Raw genomic sequence first — 17,831 nt, 5'->3', positions numbered from 1 at the left:
AACAGGAACTTTCTCGGACGCGGATCCGTTGATTTACGTCCTTCCAGTACGCGGCTTTGCCGCACCAACCCTACCGCGGACCGCTAACGTGGACACGAACTCTCCAGACGTCGCACCAGTCGACGAAAGACCTCAAACAAAGCGGCGCCCCGATTCACGACCGAAGGGCGCCTCGTCGCGCCCACAAGCAAAACAGGACTCCGATGCTTCCTCCGGGAAAAAAGAGGGCCTGTTCGGCTCACTCAGGCGGCACCCCTACGTCACCGCGGCGGTTATCCTTGTTCTGCTGCTGGCGGCGGCCGCAGTGATCATCTGGTGGCTCCAGGCGCGACAGTATGAATGGACCGATGACGCCTTCATCGACGCCCGCACTGTAACCATAGGCGCCGAAATCGCCGGCCGCATCACCGATGTGGCGGTAACCGACAACCAGAGCGTAAAGGCCGGCGACGTCCTGCTGCGCATCGACGACAGGGATTATCAGGCATCCCTCAAGCAGGCTCAGGCGCAGGTGGCGCAGGCCGACGCCGAAACCGCCGACATTGCAGCCCAGATCGAAGCGCAGCAGGCCAAGGTGGACCAGGCCGAAAAACAGGTGTCGCAAGGCCGGGCAGCGCTTGATTTCGCCAAGGCCGAAAATCAGCGCAACAGCGAATTGCTCGCCAAGGGAACCGGAACGCTGCAGCAGGCGCAACAGGCTGCCTCGACGCTTCGCCAGGCCCAGGCGACGCTCGACAGTTCGCAGGCGAACGTGGTGGCCGCCCAGAGACAAGTCGCCGTCCTTGAGGCCCAACGCAAGAGCGCCGCGGCAAAACTCGACCAGGCCCATGCCAGCGAAGAGCAGGCCCGCACCGCGCTTTCCCGTACCGCGATCACCGCTCCGGTGGCCGGACGGGCGACGAACATATCCGCCGCCGTGGGCGCATATGCCCAACCGGGGCAAGTGCTGATGATGTTCGTGCCCGAAGACGTGTGGGTGAAGGCCAACTTCAAGGAAACACAACTCGACCTAATGCGGCCTGGCCAGCCCGTCGAGATCAATATCGACGCCTATCCGGAGCAGACCTTCAGGGGCCACGTCGACAGCATCCAGGCCGGCAGCGGAACCGCTTTCAGCCTGTTGCCCGCGGAGAACGCGACCGGCAATTTCGTCAAGGTGGTGCAGCGCGTGCCCGTGAAGATCGTCTTCGACAAGAAGACCGGCCTGCTGCTCGGGCCCGGCATGTCCGTGGTGCCGACGGTCAAGGTGCGATGACCGGCCAGGCGACCGCGCAAGCCGACGAAAGCCGGTCCGCCGCCGGCGGCCGCAATCCCTGGCTTATCGCCATCGTCGTCTCCATCGCCACCTTCATGCTGGTGCTCGATACCTCCATTGCCAATGTGGCGCTGCGCAACATAGCGGGCAGCCTCGCGGCCGGAATGGACGAAAGCACCTGGATCATCACCACCTATCTGGTCGCCAATTCCGTCGTCATCCCGATCAGCGGCTGGCTCGCCGGCGTGATCGGTCGCAAACGCTATTACATGATCTGCGTCGCCACCTTCACGCTCGCCTCGCTGCTCTGCGGCCTGGCGCCCAACCTGGAAATGCTGATCCTGTTTCGCATCCTCCAGGGACTGGGCGGCGGTGGGATGGCGCCCAGCGAGCAGTCGATCCTCGCCGACACCTTCCCGCCCGAAAAACGCTCGCAGGCCTTTGCCCTCTACGGCATCGCCGTGATTGTGGCACCGACGGTCGGGCCGACCATCGGCGGCTGGCTGACCGATCATTTCTCCTGGCACTGGATCTTCTTCATCAACGTGCCGTTCGGCATCATGTCGTTGGCCCTTGTGCAATGGCTGCTGGTCGAACCCGACGTGCTGGAGCGCGAGCGGCAGGAGAGGCTGAAGGGTGGCCTGAAGATCGACTGGGTCGGCTTCATCTTCGTCGTGCTGGCGCTCGGATCCCTTGAGATCTTCCTTGACGAGGGCCAGCGCAATGACTGGTTTGCGTCGGGCTTCATCACGACATTCGCCGTGATCTCGGCCGTCTCTTTCCTTTTCCTGATCCCCTGGGAGTTTCGCCATCGCGATCCGATCGTCGACATGCGGCTGGTTTTCACCCGCCAGTTCGGCACATCTTTTCTGGTGATGTTGGCGGTCGGCGCGGTGCTGTTCAGCACCACGCAGATATTGCCGCAGCTCCAGCAGACCACCTTCGACTACACCGCGACGCTTTCGGGGCTTTCGATGATGCCCGGCGGCATCGCCATGCTGATGCTGATGCCGATTTCCGGCTTCGCCTCCGGCTTCGTGCAGCCGAAATACCTGATCATGATCGGCATGTCGGCGGTTGCCGTCGGGTTGTGGCATCTGACCTCACTGTCGCCGGATGCCGGTTTCAGCTATTTCACCTATGCCCGCATTTTCATCACGGTAGGGCTTCCCTTCCTGTTCATCCCCATTTCGACGGCCGCCTATGTCGGCCTACCGCCGCAAAAGACCAACCAGGCCTCTGCGCTGATCAATGTCGCACGCAATATCGGCGGCAGCGTCGGCGTATCGCTCTCCAACACCGTCGTGGCGCAGAACGCGCAGCTGCACCAATCCCATCTGATCGGAAACACGGCGCAGTCCTCGCCTGTCTATCAGCAGATGCTTCGGCGCATGACGGACTATTTCGTCGCTCAGGGCTCGCCCGCGGTCGAGGCGAAAGTCCAGGCGGTCGGCTGGATTGGCCAGACGATAGGCCGGCAGGCGACGCTTCTGGCTTACGTGGACTTGTTTCGCTACTCGGCGATCGCGACCGCCCTTCTCGTGCCGCTCGCACTTTTGCTGCGCTCCCCGAAGTCGAGTTCCTCCGCGAAATAGCTTCTGCCGAGGCAGGCGCTCCCTCGAGCAGGGCAGTTTCATGGAACCGGGCGGCGCTTGTCTGGTTACGTCCCATGACACGGAAAAAAGGAGACAGACCGATGGCCAAGGAAAAGATCCGGCCACAGGACGAAGATCGCGAAGCCGTGCATCTGGCCGAAACGACCGACGTTTCGCCCAAGCAGGCGAAAGATCTCATCCGCAAGCACAACAACGACAGGAAAGAGGTGAAAAAGGAAGCCAAGAACTTCAAGGCTGAGGGGTAGGCGTTCGGATATTAGCCGGTCGCTTCGACGCCGCAAGCCTGCCGCAATATGGAACAAGGACGCGAACGGTTCGTTCAAATAAGTGGGCCGGCCTGAAAATTCACCGCCAAGGTTTCTGCGCCTTGGCTACAGGACAACGGCAATGAAATCGAAACTGGTTTCGAAAGTCGCGGGACAGAGGACCTTCGTGGTGGTGCTGGAGCCTGGCGAGGAGGCGATTGGCGCGCTCACTGCCTTTGCCAGCGAAGAACAGATCGACGGCGCATCGCTGACGGCACTCGGCGCGTTCGAGCGAGCAGCCGTCGGCTGGTTCGACTTCGAGGCAAAGGACTATCGCAAGATACCGGTCAACGAACAGTGCGAGGTTCTCAGCGCGATCGGCGATATTGCCGTGGGCGATGACGGCAAGCCCAGCCTCCACTTACATGCCGTGCTCGGACTGAGCGACGGAGCGACGCGGGGCGGACATCTGCTGGGCGGCGTCGTGCGACCGACGCTGGAGGTCACACTGGTCGAGTCCCCCACTCATCTGCGCCGCAGGAAACACGCCGATCTCGGCATCGCCTTGATCGACCTGAGCGCCTGACCTGGACATTGCTTCGAGATCAGGTCCAGCTGGAAAGAACCGTCTCCATCTCGACCGTTTCGACCTGCTGCGCGAACCGCTGATGATAGACGGTCATCAACGCGTCGTGTGTTGCATCCGAAGAGCTGCACAGGGCATCCGTCACCAGAACCACGCGGTAGCCGATATCGATCGCGCCAAGCACCGTCGCCAGAACGCAGACGTCGGTCTCGCCGCCGGTGATGACCAGAGTATCGATCCGGCGAGATGAAAGCAGCGTGTGCAAATGCCCTTCGGGCCACGGTGAATAGATGTGCTTGTCGACGACGACCGCCGGCGGGCAGCATGCCGCCAGCGGCGGCAGGAGTTCGATCATCTCCTCGCCGATCCTGTCGATGGTCATCGATGCCCAACGTTCATAGTACCGCTTCCAGGTGCCGGCGCCCTGCCCCGGGCTTCGCGCCGGAAGGAAGCGCGTAAAGATCGTTTGCGAAGGATACCGTTCGGCAAGGCTGACGATCCGGGGAAGGACACGGGTGATCCAGGGTGTCGCCCATTCCGACGGCTCGGCGAACAGCCGCTGCATGTCGACACACAGATGAGCGCAATGATCCCCCAAGGGCCCATATGCCAGGCCCGGAGCCGACATCAACAGCGGCCCGCTTTATCGTGTCCGGCGTCGAGCCGGCAGAAGGCGGCCCGGGACGGATACCCGAACGCACATGCCAGCCGGATACGGGTTCCGTTCAAGTCGACATCCTTACGCTGGTCCCCGGTTTCTGGAGTACCGACCAAACGCGAGGCAACGAAACTCGTTCCCTCGGGCTTTCGGAAACCACATCATCGGTGGAACGTTGACCAGCATCGAGGTTCGAGAGATCGGCCAATGGTCGCGCTGGAAGAAATGAGAGAACGAACCGGGGGATGCCTGTGCGGCAATGTCCGCTATCGCACCATCTCCAAGCCGCGCGCTCACTATTGCCACTGCGACATGTGCCGGCGCTCGACCGGCAGTGCATTTGCCGTTCTGGCCTGGGTCCCTTCAGCCAGCTTGCAATGGCTTTCCAACCAGCCTTTCTGCCGCCGGTCATCGCCCATCGCACAAAGAAGTTTCTGCCGCGACTGCGGATCGCCCATCGCGTTGGCCTATGATGCATCGCCGGATGAAATCGCCCTGCATGTCGGAACCTTCGATCATCCCGCCGATCTTGAGCCACAATACAACTACGGATCCGCGCAACGGCTCGGATGGACATGCTGCGGTGTGGACCTGCCGCACCACGACGCCGAAGAGCGGTGGTAGAGGCCGTGACCGCTGCTTTTCCACTGCCTTTGGATACCCGCCCCATGGAGGCCAAGGCAGCCGACGCGCTGCCGGGCGACGACGGTCTCTGGCAGTATGAGCCGAAGTGGGACGGATTCCGCTGCCTGGCCTTCAAAGGCGCCGCAAGCGTCGATCTCAGGGCCAAGTCCGGCAAGCCGCTCGGCCGGTATTTTCCGGAAATAACGACACTGTTGCGCGATCTTGATACCCAGTCTTTCGTTGTCGACGGCGAGATCGTCATCGAAGTGAACGGCGATCCCTCCTTCGAGGCCTTGCAGATGCGGCTTCACCCTGCTGAAAGCAGGATTCGCATGCTGAGCGCGCAGACCCCGGCCCATCTCGTCCTGTTCGACATTCTCGCCGATCCGGATGGCGGGATCATGCTCGACAGGAGCTTGACGGAACGACGGGCCGCGATCGAGCGCTTCGTCACGAGGTCTGGCGTTTCCTCGTTGCGGTTGTCGCCGCGCACCACCGACGTGACCACCGCCAGACGCTGGCTGGGCGAGGCCGGCCACGGCTCCACCGATGGAGTTGTCGCCAAACTGCTGACGGACCCCTATCGGCCGGGCGAGCGCACCATGATCAAGGTCAAGCGGCTGCGCACGGCGGACTGTGTCGTCGGCGGGTTCCGCTATCTTACGGGCAGCAGCCAGGTCGGATCCCTGCTGCTTGGACTCTATGACGACCACGGCAAGCTCGACCATGTCGGGTTTACGTCGACGATCGGCAAGGACGACAGGACGGAAATTACCGCGAAGCTCGAGAAACTGCGAGGCGGACCCGGCTTCACCGGCAAGGCTCCCGGTGGGCCGAGCCGCTGGAGCACCGAACGCAGCGGGGAATGGGAGCCCGTGCTGCCGGAGTTGGTTGTCGAAGTCCGTTTCGATCATGTCACCGGCAATCGGTTTCGCCATGGAACCAAACTGTTGCGATGGCGGCCGGACAAGGCGCCGCGGCAATGCCGCTTCGAACAGATCGAATGAAGGGAGGCTGGCAATGAGCATGCTCTACCGGGCGGCCAAGATTGCCGAGGACGCGCATCGATCGCAGACCGACAAGACCGGGCAACCCTATATCGAACACTGCAGGCGCGTGGTCGACGCCGTCGAAACCCTTGACCAGAAGATCGTGGCTTATCTGCATGACGTCCTCGAAAAAGGGGAGGGCTGGACAAGGACGAGGCTGAAATCCGCAGGCTTTGGTCCCTCGATTGTCGCCGCGGTCGATGCACTGACGAAGAGGCGTGGCGAGAATGAAATCGCCTTCGTGCGCCGGGCTGCGTCAAATCCTCTGGCGCGACCGGTCAAGCGTGCCGATCTGGCCGACAACCTGTGGCAAGCGCGGCAGGCCGGGATTCCCATCGCGAAATTTGAAGAGGGCCTGCGCATTCTCGACGAAGACCGCGCAGCGTGAAGGCGACCTGGGCCGCGGTGCCCGGCTATTCCACGATGTGAGGCGTGTGGCGCTCGTCTTCAGCGGGATCGGCGTCTATGCGAGCCTTGCCGGGATCGAAGGCGGCGTGGCGAGCAAGCATCCGGACAGGCGCCTCCGGCTCTTCATACGCCCACATGAAATCATCCGCCGATCCGCCAACGGCATGCACGCGCCAATAGCTCGCAGTGCCTTTTGGCGATATCGAGGTGGTATCGGTTTTCTCGAGCAGGTCGAAATATATATCCTGGAACGGGATGTAGAACACAGGATCCCTCCCCGCTTCCTGGACCTGCAGTGCATGTTCGGTGGAAGCGATGATGGCGTCGGAGAATCTGACGGTCACCGTTCCATGGAAAGGCTGAATATGGAGATTGTTTCCCGACGGTGATCGGGGCTCGGCTGAAGGGTTCATTTGAGTGTCTCTGAGGTTTCCAATCGGTACAGTCGATCAAGGGCGGTCTCAAAGGCAAAACGAGGTAATGCGGGATTGGTTGCGCGAATGCGGCGGCTGCCCCCCGATGCGGCATCCCAGGCCCGCGGCGAAACACCAACCGATCCCACTGAGAGGAACAACGGGCCGGGTTGGCGGTTATCCGTTAGCCTTTCCAATTCCACGACCCATCAGGATAACCGACGGCGGAAAGCGACGCACTGGCTACAAAGGGGCCCACATGAGGCACCCCGTTCATACTGGAGACATGAGATGGAACCGCGCAAGAAGCAACGATCCGAACAACCGGACGAAACTGAAGCCCCGGCAATCCAGCAGTCGGACTGGGATGCAATCAAGGGCGGCAGGGTTCTTCCAGACAAGGTGTCCGACAATGTCGACGCCGTCGTCGACGTCGAGAAGGAAGGGGACCTGCCGGAAGAGGACGATGACAACGCCTACCAGAACAGCGACGAGGCGTTGCCCGACGACGAAGAGGAAGGTGCCATATCGCGCGATCTGGCCAGGCGGGCCGGGCCTTTTGACGAGACGTGAGACAAGAGGACGCCAACCGGCAACCATCGAGTGGCCGATGGCGTCAGGGCCAACAGGCACTCCGTGAATGGAGAAGCCGCTACGAAAATCTCTTCACTTTCCGACGCCGGGATACTGCCTTTCCTTCAGCACGGTAGCCAGATGGGCCGCATTCGAAGCCGTCATTTCGATCATCTCGACCACGGCTTCCGGCGTTCCGGGCAGGTCGACATAGTTGACATCGCCCATAGCCTGCCCAACCCAATACACGCCAGCATTGGCAGGAATCGTGAAGCCGACGTCGTTTAGCGCCTGAAAGCACGCTGCATGGCAGGCATGGGCGCCGTCTTCATTGCCGACGATCGCCACGATCGCGATCTTGCCGGCGGCCGGCATCCGGCCTTGTTTGTCGGTCTCCGATAGAAACGCATCCATTCGTTCCAGGACGCGCTTGGCGACACTCGAAGGCTGGCCGAGCCAGATGGGCAGGCCCAGCACGAAGATGTCGGCCTCGAGGATCTTTCTGCGGAGCTGTGGCCATCCGTCTCCCTCGCCCATGTCCGACAGCACGCCGGGTTTGATCTCATGGTCGAGCGCGCGAACGATTTCGCCCCGAACCCCATGCGGCACCATCGCCGCCAGCAGATCCGCCAGCAGGCGGTCCGTGGACGATCTCTCGGCGTCGTCGGAGGCCTTCAAGGTGCAATTGAGCGCAAAGGCGGTGAGTGGCATGGAAAGATCTCCCGAGTGCGTTCTGTGCCAAACGCACCGGGTCGCCGTGGGTTGCCTGAAACCCGACAAGAAGCTTCACCTTCCACCGTGGGAACCATCGAACGCTTCGCGGTGTTGGAGAACGAGCCCATTGCGTGAGTCGTCCTCGCCATGACCATGCCGCTTCATCCAACCTTGACCGACCTCGCCCTGCGCCTGGCTCTTGCTTTTGTTGCTGGCGTGATCATCGGAATGAACAGGGAAGCCCGCGGCCACACCGCCGGGCTCAGAACCACCATCCTCGTCGGCCTGGCGGCCGCGATCGCGATGATGCAGGCCAATATCCTGCTCTAGGTGGGCGGCAAGGATCCGGATTCGTTCAGTGTGATGGACGTGCTGCGTTTTCCGCTGGGCGTGCTGACGGGCGTTGGCTTCATTGGCGGCGGAGCCATTCTCCGCCGCGGCGATTTCGTGACGGGTGTCACCACGGCCGCCACCTTGTGGGTCATGACCGCAATCGGCCTCGCCTTCGGCGGCGGGCAACTGGCACTTGGCAAAGCGGGGACGGTTTTGACGTTGATAACGCTTCAGGTGCTGAAGCAGGTCGATCTGTGGATCCCACGCACCCATCATGCGATCCTAGTGATCTCGTCGGCGAACGGCGTTCCGCCTGACCTCGATCCATTGGTTCAACCGCTGGGCTATCGCTGGCGCTTTCTCGGAATGCAGCACGACATCGAGCGCGGCCGTTTCATATTCTCCTTCGAGCTGAGCTGGAAACAGCCCGATGCGGCCAAGCCGTCCGTCGAGATACTGGCGCGGATCAGTCCGCGCTACGACATCGAACGGTTTGAGGCGACCAGCGACAAAGGCCCCTGACCATAGGCAGGCAGCGGAACCGGTTGCGTCCTTGTCCCTGGCTCCGGATTCGACTGGAGCCGGAACAAATCCGGGCTTCGCGCTTTGAACACGCAACGCTGTTCGAGACGATGGCTGCATTCGGCAGTTCCTGTCGCGCGGCATCCCGATCGATCCTCCTCGAACAAGGAAGGAAACATCATGAACAAGACGATCATCATCCTGGCGGCGTTCGCTTTGACTTTGCCTGCCCATGCACAGTCCCAAAACGCGCCACTTCCCCCAGCCGCCCCGGCACCGGAAGCCGTGCCTGATCAGACCGGTCCCGACCAGGGCATTACCGGACAGACATTCACCAACGTAGCCATCGTCGCATTGGCGGACTTGCCCCCCGACCTCAAGGCCAAGGTCGAGACCGTGGTTGCCCAGACCAGCCAGGAAGACCTTCACGTCCTGCAGAGCTCGGTCAGCGCATCGCCGGAAGCCTCGTCGGTGCTGGCCGCGAATGGGCTTGATGCCTCCGAAGTGGTGGCGGCCAACATTGACGGCGACGGCACGCTGACGCTGATCATACAGACCACGACCTGACGGCATGGGTCAGCACCCGATGCCGGGGCGGATATCCCAGCTCCGCAGCCAGGCGGCAAAGGTCGAAGGAGGGCGTCATGGCTGACGCGACGGTCCGCAATTTCACGATAAACTTCGGACCGCAGCACCCTGCGGCGCATGGCGTCCTGCGGCTGGTGCTCGAACTCGATGGTGAAGTCGTCGAACGCGTCGATCCGCATATCGGGCTGCTGCACCGAGGCACGGAGAAGTTGATCGAGTACAAGAACTACCTGCAGGCCCTGCCCTATTTTGACAGGCTTGACTATGTGGCGCCGATGAATCAGGAGCACGCCTTCTGTCTGGCGGCGGAGAAGCTGCTCCAGATCTCGGTTCCACAGCGTGGCCAGCTCATCCGCGTGCTGTATTGCGAGATCGGCCGGCTGCTGTCGCATCTGCTCAATGTCACCACGCAGGCGATGGATATCGGCGCCCTCACGCCGCCGCTGTGGGGTTTCGCCGAACGCGAGAAACTGATGGTGTTTTATGAACGCGCGTCGGGCGCCCGCATGCATGCCAACTATTTCAGGATCGGCGGCGTACATCAGGATCTTCCACCGGACCTGTTGGACGACATCTGGGATTTCTGCGATCCGTTCCTCAAGGTCTGTGACAATCTCGAAGAACTACTCACCGAAAACCGCATCTTCAAGCAACGCAATGTCGACGTCGGCGTCATCGGTCTCGACGATGCCTGGGCTTGGGGATTTTCCGGCGTAATGGTGCGGGGATCGGGCGCGGCATGGGATTTGCGCAAGGCGCAGCCCTACGAATGCTACCCGCAGATGGATTTCGATATTCCCATCGGCAAGAACGGCGATTGCTATGACCGCTACCTCGTACGAATGGAGGAGATGCGCCAGTCGGTCCGGATCATGAGGCAATGTCTTGACAAGCTGCGGTCGCCGCAAGGCCAGGGACCGGTGGCAATTCCCAACCGGAAGATCACGCCCCCGCGCCGCGCGGAGATGAAACGCTCCATGGAAGCGACCATTCACCATTTCAAACTTTACACGGAAGGCCATCACGTGCCCGAAGGCGAGGTCTACGCCGCCGTCGAGGCGCCGAAAGGCGAATTCGGCGTCTATCTGGTTTCGGACGGGGGCAATGTTCCTTACCGGTGCAAGATTCGCGCGCCGTCCTTCGCGCATCTGCAGGCGATGGACTATCTGTCCCGGGGGCACATGATCGCCGACGTCTCCGCGATCATCGGCTCCCTCGACATCGTCTTTGGAGAGATCGATCGCTGAACATTCACCGCCGCCCGCGTTCCGCGGGCGGCGAACCTCGCCATGTCGGCGATAGTCAGTGCGCCGTCTGCGAATGCGCGCCGCCTGCCTGCGAGATGCCGTTCAGCGCTTCGCCGGCTCGGGCGGCCTCGCCATTCTTCGTGAGATCGCCAAGCGAGATGATGCCAACCAGCCGTTTTTCACGGTTGATCACCGGCAGCCGCCTAACCTGAAGGTCCCCCATCTGCTGGAGCACGTCTTCGATCTCCTCGTCGTCGTAACAGTACCTGATCTCGGCACTCATCACTTCGCGCACCCGGGTATCAGGCCCCTGCCCTGGGCGACGCCACGGACGGCGATGTCGCGATCGGTAATCATTCCGACCAGTCGGTCGTCCTCGCCTACGGGCAGAGCCCCGGCATCGAGGCTGGCCATGGCGGCGGCGGCCTCCCGTAGGGTCTGGTCCGGACTGGCGACCTGAACGCCTTGCGTCATGCAGTTGGCAACTTTCATGATGTTCTCCTTTGCTTGATGCGCCCCTTGCCATTGTTGCAATGGAAACACGATGAAGGGACGATGGAGCTGGCACGAGACGTTCCATTGCCACCCGGGATCAGGATCTCACGCCTCGCACGGTCAGACGACGCGGCTCCCGGCATGCATCGGCGACTCTTCGTTCTCGTCGGGATTGGGCAAAGGCGTCTCGTCCGGAAGTTGCTCCGGATCCGGCTCCTCGATCGGTTCCGGCTTCCAGGTCGGCGCCGGCATCGGCACGTCGCGATTGGGATCTGGTTTTCCTGGGTTTGGCACGGGATCACCTCCCTTCATTCGGGACGCAACTCCTGGCCGGCGTCATTTGTTCCATGGAGGTGACGCACTGCCGATCGCATCCGCGATCGACTTCAGCCGCGTCTTTCGGAACCGGACGATTTTCCAATCCGTTCTCTCGACAATCGATCGAGGAGAAAGACGATGGCTGGTGACGAGAGAATTTCCGGCAGCAACTTGCCGCAGGTCGCGGTCGACAGTGAACAGGTCCGGCAGCTGGCGGCAACAGCCGATCTGCCGTCCAATCAGGCACGCGAGCTCGTGCGCCGTCACGGCAACGATCCGCACAAGCTCGAAGAATTGGCCAAATCGATCAAAGCGGTAAGCTGATCGTCGGGACGGCGTCCCACTCCGTCAGATTTCAAGCAAGGCATATGGTCGGCCGGTCGGTTTGGAGACGTGCATGGCGACGTTGTAGACCCTCGCCCCGCCCGGCGTGCGGCCCTCATAGCTTCCCCGATGCGCATGGCCGTGGACGACAGCACTGACCTGGAACCGGTCGATCGTTTCCGCCAGCCGCGACGAGCCCAGAAACGGAAATATCTCCAAGGGCTCGCCGGCGATGGTCTCGACGATCGGAGCGTAGTGCAGAATGACAAGTGTGCGTTTTGCGCGAACCTGGCGCATCGCGTTCTCAAGCCGCATCGCCTCGCTGACGCTCTCGGCGACCATTGACTTGATGGCCGGCTCGCCGAAGGAGCCGAGCATGCGTGACCCAAACCCTCCGACGAACCCCTTCACGCCGACGAAGCCGACCTCCTCTATTTCCGTCGTCTGCCCGTCGAGGAGATGGACGCCCGCTTGACGTAGGATTTCCGCGACGTCCTCGACCGCTCCGGATTCATAATCGTGGTTGCCGAGCACGCCGACCACCGGAATGGAACAGGCGCGCAGGTCTTCGGCGAGGATCTCGGCCTCGCGGGGCTTGCCCAGATTGGTCAGATCGCCTGGAAGGACGAGGATATCGGCCTCGCGTGACATCTCGCTGAAGAGATCGCGATACGACGTCTGGACGTCCTCCTTCACATGCAGGTCGCCAACGGCAGCCACCTTGAGTGTAGTGTTGTTATCCATCGCCGCAGCGTTTTCGGCCCGTTCAGCCATCGCGAAATTCTCCTGTACCGCCGACGCCGGCAAAACCCCATTCCTTGACGTCGATTTCGTAGTCGGTTTGCGAAAGCAGGCGGCCGCGGCAGATCTTCATTCTGGGGGAAGGCAATTGACGTTGCTTGGCAAGACGGTCGAGCAGTTCATCAAGCAGCCACGCGGGGATGCGGTCGCGCTCGCTCGGATAGATCCATCTGAAACTGAGAAGCTGCATCAGCAGCACTTCCCAGTGGACTTCCAGGTAGGACAGAAGCCTGTGCCAGTCGATCTGGTCCTGCGCCTTGAGGATCGTATGGGCGATGTCCGCGCCATCATGGCGCCCTCTGTCCTGGATGAAGCATTTGGACCATATGAGCTCGGTCGGGCTGATGATCCTCACCCGGCTTCCCAACAGTTCGGTTTGGCGGGCATGCTCCAGCCACTGGTCGCTTACCGGCACCGTTCCGTTCGCGGAGGCGAATATGATGTCGAAGAAATGCGTACCCTTGAAGACCTTTCCAAGCCATCGGTCGTCCTCGATCTCGACCGCGTAGCCGAGTTGTTTGAAATGAGCCAGGATGCGCGCGTAGTCGCCTGCCTTGCAGAAGATGTCGAGATCCTTCGTCTGACGAATGACGCCGGTGTAGGCGCTTACCGCATAGGTTCCGGCGACAAGGAAAGGAATGTCGGTGGCGGCGAGTTCGCGAATGGCCTCGGTATAGAACACCTCGGCCTCGGCGTTCTTGAGCGTCGGCGCGGCCTTTGCATCGATCGTGGGAAGGGATGCCGGAACAGTTCCCGGCAACGGATCGTTGGTCATGACACGCATGGCTCCCACACATCGGCAACCGATTGATCGCCCGCGTTGTTAACAGCGGGGACCTTGCCTGGTTCCGCCATCGTCGCGTCACGGCTGGGGAAAATCCGGTGGCGGCGGGCAAAATCACCCGCAGGATCTCGGGCTTCCGCATGTTGCGGGGACCGTTTCCTGCATTGGAACCAACGCCATCTGGCGCCGTTAGCCCGGACCAGCCGAAGCTGCCTTCGGGCGATCGGGGTGTCTGGTTTCAAGCGCAGACGATATCCAGGATGTATGTTCTTGCCCTAGCGACAGACTATGACGGCACGCTCGCCGAAGACGGGGCCGTCTCCGATGCGACCTATGCCGCGCTCGAACGGCTGAAGCAGACGGGCCGCAAGCTGATCATGGTGACCGGCCGCGAGCTTGCCGATCTCGAGCGGGTCTTTCCGGCACTCGACATTTTCGACAGGGTGGTCGCCGAAAACGGCGCGCTGCTCTATACGCCCGCTTCGAAGAAGGAACGGCTTTTGGCGCCGGCGCCCCCGGCCGAATTTGTCGACCGGCTGAAACGTCGCGGGGTCGCGCCGCTGTCGGTCGGACGCTGCGTCGTGGCCACCTGGGAACCACAGGAAGCCGCCGTGCTGTCGGAGATCAAGGAGCTTGGACTTGAGCTCGAGATCATCTTCAACAAGGGCGCGGTGATGGTGTTGCCAAGCGGGGTCAACAAGGCCACCGGCCTTGCCTGCGCGCTCGAGGAATTGGGGTTTTCCGCCCATAACGTCGTCGGCGTCGGCGATGCCGAGAACGACCATGCATTCCTGCGCGCCGTCGGCTTCGGCGTCGCCGTAGCCAACGCATTGCCGACCGTTAAGGAGACGGCGGATTTCGTCACAGCCAGCCCTCGAGGTGCCGGCGTGGTGGAACTGATCGAACAGCTCATATCGCGAGATGCCGGCTTCGTGGAGACGGCTCGCCAACACGTGGAGGTGGGAACCGACAGAGCGGGCGCGCAGGTGCACCTTTCACCGCATGGCGGCGGCGTGCTGCTGGCCGGCACGTCCGGTATCGGCAAATCCACGCTTGCCACCGCGTTGACCGAGCGCTTTGTCGAGAAGGGGTTTCAGTTTTGCGTTCTCGACCCCGAAGGCGACTATCAGGAACTCGAGAATGTGGTGGTGGTTGGCGACGCCAAGACCCCGCCGATCTCGCGTGAGGTCTTCGATCTTCTGTCCAAGCCAACCAACAATGTCGCTGTCAACATGCTGGGGCTGAAGACCGCCGAACGGCCTGGCAATTTTGCCAAGCTGCTGCCGGACATGGCCAGCATTCGCGCGCGCACCGGCCGACCGCATTGGCTGATCATCGACGAGGCGCATCATCTTTTGCCCCGGGCCCGCGACGGCGCGTCTTTTGCGCTGCCCAAGAGCCTCCCCGCGACCATCCTGATCACCGTGCACCCCGATCTGGTTTCGCGCGACGTCCTGGCTGGCGTCGAAACCGTTCTGGCGCTTGGACCGGAAGCCGACAAGATCGTCGCAAGCTTCTGTGCCGCGGTCGGCATCGACGTTCCCGACGGCGCCGTGCCGCCTCCCAAGGACGAAGTCCTGTTCTGGAAACGATCGTCGGGCGAGCCGATCGGGACGGTCAAGGTCGAACGGCCCCGCCAGGTTCGCAAGCGGCACATGCGCAAATATGCCGAGGGCGACCTTGGCGACAACAGCTTCTATTTCCGGGGGCCGGACGGAGCGCTTAACCTGAAAGCGCAGAACCTGATGATGTTCCTTCACATCGCCGAAGGCATCGACGATCGCACCTGGGAACATCACCTGCGCGCCGGCGATTATTCGGAATGGTTCCGCAACAAGATCAAGGACGAGAACCTCGCCGACGAGGTGGCGGACATAGAAGCGGATACCGGCACGGACATGCAGGAGAGCCGCGCCGCCATCGCCGAAGCCATCGGCCGCCGTTACACTGCTCCCGCGGACTGATCTTGAACCTGGGCGGACATAGGCCCATCCCGATTCCTCGGGATGGGCCTTCTCACGTCATGAGAGGTCAGCGTCTGGCCGAAATCCTCTAGCGATTTTTGTGGCTCTGTTGGCCCGCTCTTACATGTTGTTCGTGCGAGCCGCCCCGCATGTTGGAGCCGTCGCCCTGTTGCCGCTCATTGTTGCCGGCGGCCTGTTGCTGCTGGCGGTTCTTGTTTTCCGTGTTCTTGTGGCTCTGCTGGCCTGCCTTCACATGTTGCTCGTGGCTACCACCTTGATTGGGCATGCTAATTCTCCTTCAGTCCAACTTCGAGACGACAGTTGTCTCCCCCGGAAAATGCAGATTTCGGCACCGACGTTCCCTCACGTAATATTTCGTGACCATCCTGCCAAAGGGGCGAAGGCGGACCGAGCTTGATGGCCGACCGGCGGGAGAGCGACATGCCTGACGCGGCAATCATTACCCCGAAGGTGTGACGCGCCACACTGTGTTTCCGACATCGTCCGCGATCAGCAGCGCTCCGGTTTTGTCGATGGCAACGCCGACCGGCCGACCACGCGCCTCCTCCTGGTCGTTGAGGAAACCTGTGACGACGTCTTGAGCCATGCCGCTCGGGCGGCCACCGCTGAATGGCACGAAGACGACTTTGTAGCCATTCAGCCCGGGACGGTCCCAACTGCCGTGCTCGCCGACAAAGGCGCCGCCCCGGTATGTCTGCGGCAGGCTGGTTCCCGTGTAGAAAGCCATGCCCAACGGTGCCACATGCGAACTCAGCGCATAGTCGGGAACAATCGCCTTGGCGACCAGATCCGGGCGCTGTGGCATTACTCGGGGATCGACATGCTGGCCGTAATAGCTGTACGGCCAGCCGTAGAAGCCGCCGTCCTTCACCGATGTCATGTAGTCTGGAACCAGATTTGGCCCAAGTTCATCGCGCTCGTTGACGACGGTCCAGAGTGCTCCCGTCTGCGGCTCGAAGCTCAAGCCGTTCGGATTGCGCAATCCGCTGGCAAAAATGCGCGATCGCCCGGTGGCCCTGTCCACCTGCCAGATTGCGGCGCGGTCCTTTTCCGCGCCGATGCCGTTTTCGGTGATGTTGCTGTTCGAACCGACGCCGACATAGAGCAACGAACCGTCCGGACTGGCGACGAGGCTTTTGGTCCAATGATGATCGATCGGGCCGCCCGGCAATTCCGTCAACCTGACGCCGGGCGCGGTGATCTTGGTGTCGCCTGGCTTGTAGGGGTAGCGCATGATCGCGTCGGTGTTGGCAACGTAGAGGTCGTTTCCCACCAGGGCGACGCCGAAGGGCGAATTCAGGTGATCAAGGAACACATCCCGGACGTCAGGCACGCCGTCGCCATTGCTGTCCCGCAGCAAGGTGATGCGGTTGCTTGGTCCCGTATCGCCGCCCGAGGTGACAAGCGATTCGATCAGGCCCATCACGATATCCTTCGGCCGGTTGGCTGGCGGTTCCGGCGGGGCCTTCGATTCGACGACCAGCACATCGCCGTTCGGCAGGATGTAGAGCGAGCGCGGATGCTGAAGCCCGGTCGCCAGCGCATGGATCTGAAGGCCCTGCGCTACCGTCGGCGTTTCATCCTTCTTCCAGCCAACCACGGATGCAAGATGCATCGGCGGGAACAGATATTGCTTTATCTCCGGCAAATTCGGGTTAGGGCCTATCTGAGTGCTTGGGTCGGCGGCATCGTCGCTGCAGCCAGCGGCGCCGAGCGTCGCAAAGCAAAGGAACACAAGCCCTGTACCATAAGCGCGTCGCTTGCCGGATCGATCAAACGGTTTCATCGGCCACTCCCACGTGGTGGCGGTAGACAAGGGCCCAGCCCAGCCAGCCGGTAAATATCAGGATGAGTACCACCAGCGCCGACAGGATCAGGCCTGTCGGCAGGACTGAGGTCCAGGCATCACGGGTATGTATGAGCATGTTGAAGAAGGAGAGTATGAGCGCCAGCGCATTGCCCAGCATGTGCAGCCACGCGGTTTTATGTGCGCGCACCCGGCGATCGCCCAGGAAGTCGGTGAGGCCGGCAATGGCGGCCAGCACGCCGACGATCACGCCCACCGTCAGCAGCCAGGCGGAGAAATTCGCCCACATCATCTCCGCCGTCCGCCAGTAGTTCAGGTCTGTCAGCAATGCGCCGACGAAGCAGGCGATGGGAATGGGCACGAGCATCGGATGGATGGGATGGCCGGCGATGCTGGCCGTGGAAGCCGGATTCTCCCTTGCCATGGGGAAGTCCTTCCATATCAACTCTTGGTTGGTCCATAAACAATCCCCAAGGCTGGAGGTTC

At 61.7% G+C, this 17,831-nt stretch carries 21 protein-coding genes and 2 pseudogenes; 13 read left to right on the top strand and 10 right to left on the bottom strand.

Annotation, left to right across the window (positions count from 1 at the left end; translation table 11 throughout):
* Window positions 1-28 precede the first annotated feature (28 nt).
* The 4 genes from LB551_RS12300 (at window position 29) to LB551_RS12285 (ending at window position 3,702) form a co-directional block, all read left to right on the top strand.
* Window positions 29-1,255: an HlyD family secretion protein gene (locus LB551_RS12300; RefSeq protein WP_224659303.1), complete on the top strand. Its 1,227-nt coding sequence runs from the start codon at window positions 29-31 to the stop codon at window positions 1,253-1,255.
* Window positions 1,252-2,850, top strand: coding sequence for a DHA2 family efflux MFS transporter permease subunit (locus LB551_RS12295; protein WP_224659302.1), 1,599 nt, complete (start codon window positions 1,252-1,254; stop codon window positions 2,848-2,850). The genes LB551_RS12300 and LB551_RS12295 overlap by 4 nt, the downstream gene beginning before the upstream one ends.
* Before the next feature lie 101 nt (window positions 2,851-2,951).
* Window positions 2,952-3,116 carry a hypothetical protein gene (locus LB551_RS12290; RefSeq protein WP_181169370.1) on the top strand — a complete coding sequence of 55 codons (165 nt, stop codon included), beginning with the start codon at window positions 2,952-2,954 and terminating at the stop codon, window positions 3,114-3,116.
* Window positions 3,117-3,258: 142 nt separating this feature from the next.
* The gene (locus LB551_RS12285) at window positions 3,259-3,702 is read left to right on the top strand and encodes a PPC domain-containing DNA-binding protein (RefSeq protein WP_224623864.1); all 444 of its coding nucleotides are present in this window, start codon (window positions 3,259-3,261) and stop codon (window positions 3,700-3,702) included.
* A 19-nt stretch (window positions 3,703-3,721) separates the two neighbouring features.
* Here the strand turns inward: LB551_RS12285 and LB551_RS12280 are convergent, their stop codons facing one another.
* Window positions 3,722-4,330, bottom strand: coding sequence for a cysteine hydrolase family protein (locus tag LB551_RS12280; RefSeq protein ID WP_224659301.1), 609 nt, complete (start codon window positions 4,328-4,330; stop codon window positions 3,722-3,724).
* 237 nt (window positions 4,331-4,567) lie between these two features.
* Between LB551_RS12280 and LB551_RS12275 the strand changes: the two genes are divergently transcribed.
* From LB551_RS12275 to LB551_RS12265, 3 genes are read left to right on the top strand one after another with little or no spacing between them, the layout of a single operon-like run.
* Window positions 4,568-4,984 carry a GFA family protein gene (locus LB551_RS12275; RefSeq protein WP_224659300.1) on the top strand — a complete coding sequence of 139 codons (417 nt, stop codon included), beginning with the start codon at window positions 4,568-4,570 and terminating at the stop codon, window positions 4,982-4,984.
* A complete protein-coding gene (locus LB551_RS12270; protein WP_224659363.1) occupies window positions 4,936-5,991 on the top strand; it encodes an ATP-dependent DNA ligase in 1,056 nt (351 codons plus the stop codon). The genes LB551_RS12275 and LB551_RS12270 overlap by 49 nt, the downstream gene beginning before the upstream one ends.
* 13 nt (window positions 5,992-6,004) lie before the next feature.
* Window positions 6,005-6,421 (top strand): HD domain-containing protein, encoded by a 417-nt coding sequence (locus LB551_RS12265; protein ID WP_224623867.1) that lies wholly within the window; start codon window positions 6,005-6,007, stop codon window positions 6,419-6,421.
* A 25-nt stretch (window positions 6,422-6,446) separates the two neighbouring features.
* Here LB551_RS12265 and LB551_RS12260 read toward each other — a convergent pair whose 3' ends face one another.
* Window positions 6,447-6,785, bottom strand: coding sequence for a DUF427 domain-containing protein (locus LB551_RS12260; protein WP_318012726.1), 339 nt, complete (start codon window positions 6,783-6,785; stop codon window positions 6,447-6,449).
* A 360-nt stretch (window positions 6,786-7,145) separates the two neighbouring features.
* Here LB551_RS12260 and LB551_RS12255 point away from each other — a divergent pair, with 360 nt between their 5' ends.
* Window positions 7,146-7,427, top strand: coding sequence for a hypothetical protein (locus tag LB551_RS12255; RefSeq protein ID WP_224659299.1), 282 nt, complete (start codon window positions 7,146-7,148; stop codon window positions 7,425-7,427).
* 93 nt (window positions 7,428-7,520) lie between these two features.
* Here the strand turns inward: LB551_RS12255 and LB551_RS12250 are convergent, their stop codons facing one another.
* The gene (locus tag LB551_RS12250) at window positions 7,521-8,138 is read right to left on the bottom strand and encodes a flavodoxin family protein (protein WP_224659298.1); all 618 of its coding nucleotides are present in this window, start codon (window positions 8,136-8,138) and stop codon (window positions 7,521-7,523) included.
* Window positions 8,139-8,288: 150 nt separating this feature from the next.
* On the opposite strand from LB551_RS12250, the pseudogene LB551_RS12245 reads away from it, so the two are divergent.
* The 3 genes and pseudogenes from LB551_RS12245 (at window position 8,289) to LB551_RS12235 (ending at window position 10,831) form a co-directional block, all read left to right on the top strand.
* Window positions 8,289-8,996: pseudogene (locus LB551_RS12245) on the top strand (MgtC/SapB family protein).
* A 180-nt stretch (window positions 8,997-9,176) separates the two neighbouring features.
* Complete coding sequence (locus LB551_RS12240; protein WP_224659297.1) at window positions 9,177-9,563, top strand: hypothetical protein; 387 nt, start codon at window positions 9,177-9,179, stop codon at window positions 9,561-9,563.
* Window positions 9,564-9,640: 77 nt separating this feature from the next.
* Complete coding sequence (locus tag LB551_RS12235) at window positions 9,641-10,831, top strand: NADH-quinone oxidoreductase subunit D (RefSeq protein WP_224659296.1); 1,191 nt, start codon at window positions 9,641-9,643, stop codon at window positions 10,829-10,831.
* Window positions 10,832-10,886: 55 nt separating this feature from the next.
* On the opposite strand, the pseudogene LB551_RS12230 reads toward LB551_RS12235, so the two are convergent.
* Both LB551_RS12230 and LB551_RS12225 read right to left on the bottom strand, forming a co-directional pair.
* Window positions 10,887-11,323, bottom strand: a pseudogene (locus LB551_RS12230) (CBS domain-containing protein).
* A gap of 123 nt (window positions 11,324-11,446) precedes the next feature.
* Window positions 11,447-11,620, bottom strand: coding sequence for a hypothetical protein (locus tag LB551_RS12225; RefSeq protein ID WP_140496150.1), 174 nt, complete (start codon window positions 11,618-11,620; stop codon window positions 11,447-11,449).
* Window positions 11,621-11,782: 162 nt separating this feature from the next.
* Here LB551_RS12225 and LB551_RS12220 point away from each other — a divergent pair, with 162 nt between their 5' ends.
* Window positions 11,783-11,968 carry a hypothetical protein gene (locus LB551_RS12220; RefSeq protein WP_140549729.1) on the top strand — a complete coding sequence of 62 codons (186 nt, stop codon included), beginning with the start codon at window positions 11,783-11,785 and terminating at the stop codon, window positions 11,966-11,968.
* Window positions 11,969-11,992: 24 nt separating this feature from the next.
* On the opposite strand, the gene LB551_RS12215 is transcribed toward LB551_RS12220, so the two are convergent.
* Both LB551_RS12215 and LB551_RS12210 read right to left on the bottom strand, forming a co-directional pair.
* Entirely contained in the window at window positions 11,993-12,742 is a 750-nt protein-coding gene (locus tag LB551_RS12215) for a metallophosphoesterase (protein WP_224623874.1), read from the bottom strand.
* A complete protein-coding gene (locus tag LB551_RS12210; RefSeq protein ID WP_140549727.1) occupies window positions 12,735-13,544 on the bottom strand; it encodes a nucleotidyltransferase family protein in 810 nt (269 codons plus the stop codon). Before LB551_RS12210 ends, LB551_RS12215 begins: the two co-directional genes overlap by 8 nt.
* Before the next feature lie 269 nt (window positions 13,545-13,813).
* On the opposite strand from LB551_RS12210, the gene LB551_RS12205 reads away from it, so the two are divergent.
* The gene (locus LB551_RS12205) at window positions 13,814-15,517 is read left to right on the top strand and encodes an HAD family hydrolase (RefSeq protein ID WP_224659295.1); all 1,704 of its coding nucleotides are present in this window, start codon (window positions 13,814-13,816) and stop codon (window positions 15,515-15,517) included.
* An 88-nt stretch (window positions 15,518-15,605) separates the two neighbouring features.
* Here the strand turns inward: LB551_RS12205 and LB551_RS12200 are convergent, their stop codons facing one another.
* The 3 genes from LB551_RS12200 to LB551_RS12190 all read right to left on the bottom strand — a co-directional run bounded on the left by LB551_RS12200 (window position 15,606) and on the right by LB551_RS12190 (window position 17,769).
* On the bottom strand, window positions 15,606-15,803 hold the full coding sequence (locus LB551_RS12200) for a hypothetical protein (RefSeq protein WP_140496155.1): 198 nt from the start codon (window positions 15,801-15,803) through the stop codon (window positions 15,606-15,608).
* Between the two features lie 174 nt (window positions 15,804-15,977).
* A complete protein-coding gene (locus LB551_RS12195; protein ID WP_224659294.1) occupies window positions 15,978-17,324 on the bottom strand; it encodes a PQQ-dependent sugar dehydrogenase in 1,347 nt (448 codons plus the stop codon).
* Window positions 17,311-17,769: a DUF2231 domain-containing protein gene (locus tag LB551_RS12190; protein ID WP_140549724.1), complete on the bottom strand. Its 459-nt coding sequence runs from the start codon at window positions 17,767-17,769 to the stop codon at window positions 17,311-17,313. The genes LB551_RS12195 and LB551_RS12190 overlap by 14 nt, the downstream gene beginning before the upstream one ends.
* Window positions 17,770-17,831: the final 62 nt, after the last annotated feature.

Origin of the sequence: Mesorhizobium sp. BR1-1-2, from assembly GCF_020165435.1 — a bacterium.
Taxonomy (GTDB): domain Bacteria; phylum Pseudomonadota; class Alphaproteobacteria; order Rhizobiales; family Rhizobiaceae; genus Mesorhizobium.
This window is presented reverse-complemented; position numbering and strand designations above follow the sequence as displayed.

Excerpts from the sequence above, each read along its gene's own strand:
- LB551_RS12295 (WP_224659302.1), top strand. The coding sequence starts at position 1,252 with ATGACCGGCCAGGCGACCGCGCAAGCCGACGAAAGCCGGTCCGCCGCC.
- LB551_RS12290 (WP_181169370.1), top strand. The coding sequence starts at position 2,952 with ATGGCCAAGGAAAAGATCCGGCCACAGGACGAAGATCGCGAAGCCGTG.
- LB551_RS12285 (WP_224623864.1), top strand. The coding sequence starts at position 3,259 with ATGAAATCGAAACTGGTTTCGAAAGTCGCGGGACAGAGGACCTTCGTG.
- LB551_RS12280 (WP_224659301.1), bottom strand. The coding sequence starts at position 4,330 with ATGTCGGCTCCGGGCCTGGCATATGGGCCCTTGGGGGATCATTGCGCT.
- LB551_RS12275 (WP_224659300.1), top strand. The coding sequence starts at position 4,568 with ATGGTCGCGCTGGAAGAAATGAGAGAACGAACCGGGGGATGCCTGTGC.
- LB551_RS12270 (WP_224659363.1), top strand. The coding sequence starts at position 4,936 with ATGCTGCGGTGTGGACCTGCCGCACCACGACGCCGAAGAGCGGTGGTA.
- LB551_RS12265 (WP_224623867.1), top strand. The coding sequence starts at position 6,005 with ATGAGCATGCTCTACCGGGCGGCCAAGATTGCCGAGGACGCGCATCGA.
- LB551_RS12255 (WP_224659299.1), top strand. The coding sequence starts at position 7,146 with ATGGAACCGCGCAAGAAGCAACGATCCGAACAACCGGACGAAACTGAA.
- LB551_RS12250 (WP_224659298.1), bottom strand. The coding sequence starts at position 8,138 with ATGCCACTCACCGCCTTTGCGCTCAATTGCACCTTGAAGGCCTCCGAC.
- LB551_RS12240 (WP_224659297.1), top strand. The coding sequence starts at position 9,177 with ATGAACAAGACGATCATCATCCTGGCGGCGTTCGCTTTGACTTTGCCT.
- LB551_RS12235 (WP_224659296.1), top strand. The coding sequence starts at position 9,641 with ATGGCTGACGCGACGGTCCGCAATTTCACGATAAACTTCGGACCGCAG.
- LB551_RS12220 (WP_140549729.1), top strand. The coding sequence starts at position 11,783 with ATGGCTGGTGACGAGAGAATTTCCGGCAGCAACTTGCCGCAGGTCGCG.
- LB551_RS12215 (WP_224623874.1), bottom strand. The coding sequence starts at position 12,742 with ATGGCTGAACGGGCCGAAAACGCTGCGGCGATGGATAACAACACTACA.
- LB551_RS12210 (WP_140549727.1), bottom strand. The coding sequence starts at position 13,544 with ATGACCAACGATCCGTTGCCGGGAACTGTTCCGGCATCCCTTCCCACG.
- LB551_RS12205 (WP_224659295.1), top strand. The coding sequence starts at position 13,814 with ATGTATGTTCTTGCCCTAGCGACAGACTATGACGGCACGCTCGCCGAA.
- LB551_RS12200 (WP_140496155.1), bottom strand. The coding sequence starts at position 15,803 with ATGCCCAATCAAGGTGGTAGCCACGAGCAACATGTGAAGGCAGGCCAG.
- LB551_RS12195 (WP_224659294.1), bottom strand. The coding sequence starts at position 17,324 with ATGAAACCGTTTGATCGATCCGGCAAGCGACGCGCTTATGGTACAGGG.
- LB551_RS12190 (WP_140549724.1), bottom strand. The coding sequence starts at position 17,769 with ATGGCAAGGGAGAATCCGGCTTCCACGGCCAGCATCGCCGGCCATCCC.